A 1,495-nucleotide genomic window follows, 5' to 3' on the forward strand; every position below is an offset into this window, starting at 1 on the left:
GCGCGGGTACAACTGGCACGGCGCGATAGTGTGGCCGCCACCAAAACGCTGGCGGGACTGCGCCGCGACTACAAGCATGACGATGCCGGCAACTGGATGGCGGATGTGATCGACAGCCAGTTGCAGCAGCAAGCCGGAAACCGGCAAAAAGCGGCCCTATTGCTGGCCAGTGCCGAAGAGCGCCTGGCTGCGCTGGATGACAAGCTGGGGGTAGAAGCGCGCATGGAGTATGCCCGCGCCTGCTACAGCCAGGGGCGCGCCGATCTGGGGGACAAGGTGGCGCGCATGCTGGTGCGTAACCATCACGATGATGAAGCCCTGCTCGAGGCGTTGGGGAATTTGTTTGACCAGGCCGGACGCAGCGAAGCCGGACGCGAGCTGATCGCCGAGAATGTGCAAAGCGTGGTCAACCTCAACAACATTGCGGTGCGCGAAGCGCAGGCTGGGCATTACGAGCAGGCGGTGGCGCTATTTGGCAAGGCCTATGCCGAGCTGCCGGACAATGTGCAGGTGATGCTTAATATGAGCAATGCCATCATCGCGCTGGTCTATCGTCAGGGCTGGCACGAAAGCCATGTCCGCAGCGGGCACGCCATGCTGATGCGGGTCCGTGCTTTGCAGCCGTCCAGCAGCAAATTCCAGAAAATCCTGCAGGCGTGGAATTCGCTGATGGAGCAGCAGGGCAAGCGCGAGTGGCTGGTGTAGGCCTGCTCTGGATGATGACTCAGGGCAGCAAACCGCCTTGTTGCAGGGTTTTGCTCAAGGTCGCGGCGTAGGCACTGGCGGTCGCCGTGACCGAGGCCGGATTAAATGATTGCAGATTGCCCGACCATAGCAGGCGGCGGGTCCGGGTGTCCCACAGCGTGGTCTGGCTGGCGGCGATGGTGTAAGGCAGCAGTATCTGCTCGCTGCTGTAAAAGCCCTGATAGGCACCATACCAGCCGAACACGGGCGGCGGGAACACCGGTTGGCTGACGCTCTGGTAGCCGGTTTGCGGTGGCAGCAGCTTGATCAGCATAAAGCCCTGTACCCCGGCCTTGCGTACGGCGTTTTCCAGATCGGCCTCGGCCAGTGGCGCGGGCGAGGGCGGCAGCACCGAATAGGCGGTCGTGGCTCTCACACCCAGAGCGTTCAGCTGCGCCACCACGCTATCCTCGAAAATGCGCTGCTCGGTCACACTGGCGCCTAGCGCCAGTACCACCGCACTTTTGATCGGCCCGCCCTGATAGGCCGGGTCCTGCCACTGGCTGTGCACGGTCGAGGTGGTCGCGCAGGCCGTCAGCAAGCCCATCACTGCCAGCAGTGCGCTCATTGCGGTTTTGGCTCCCATCCTGTTCTCCTGTAACGGTTTTTTCATCGGTATTCGCCCGTCTTAGGCCATCGCGTGGCTCATGGCTTCGCGGCCTTGTTCGCGCGAGACCTGCGCGACGCGCGCCAGCAGGCGCAAGCTGTCGTCGTGGTCGGCATCGCTGGCGGCGATGCAAAAACCGCCCAG

At 62.9% G+C, this 1,495-nt stretch carries 1 protein-coding gene and 1 pseudogene; one reads left to right on the forward strand and one right to left on the reverse strand.

Translation table 11 applies throughout. The features are described 5' to 3' along the window. Positions 1-705, forward strand: a pseudogene (locus ACRC1E_RS13750) (response regulator); the annotation flags it as partial. 19 nt (positions 706-724) lie between these two features. Here ACRC1E_RS13750 and ACRC1E_RS13755 read toward each other — a convergent pair. Beyond that, on the reverse strand, positions 725-1,330 hold the full coding sequence (locus ACRC1E_RS13755) for a hypothetical protein (RefSeq protein WP_438515656.1): 606 nt from the start codon (positions 1,328-1,330) through the stop codon (positions 725-727). Positions 1,331-1,495 lie beyond the last annotated feature (165 nt).

Origin of the sequence: Craterilacuibacter sp., from assembly GCF_051659485.1 — a bacterium.
Taxonomy (GTDB): Bacteria; Pseudomonadota; Gammaproteobacteria; order Burkholderiales; family Chromobacteriaceae; genus Craterilacuibacter.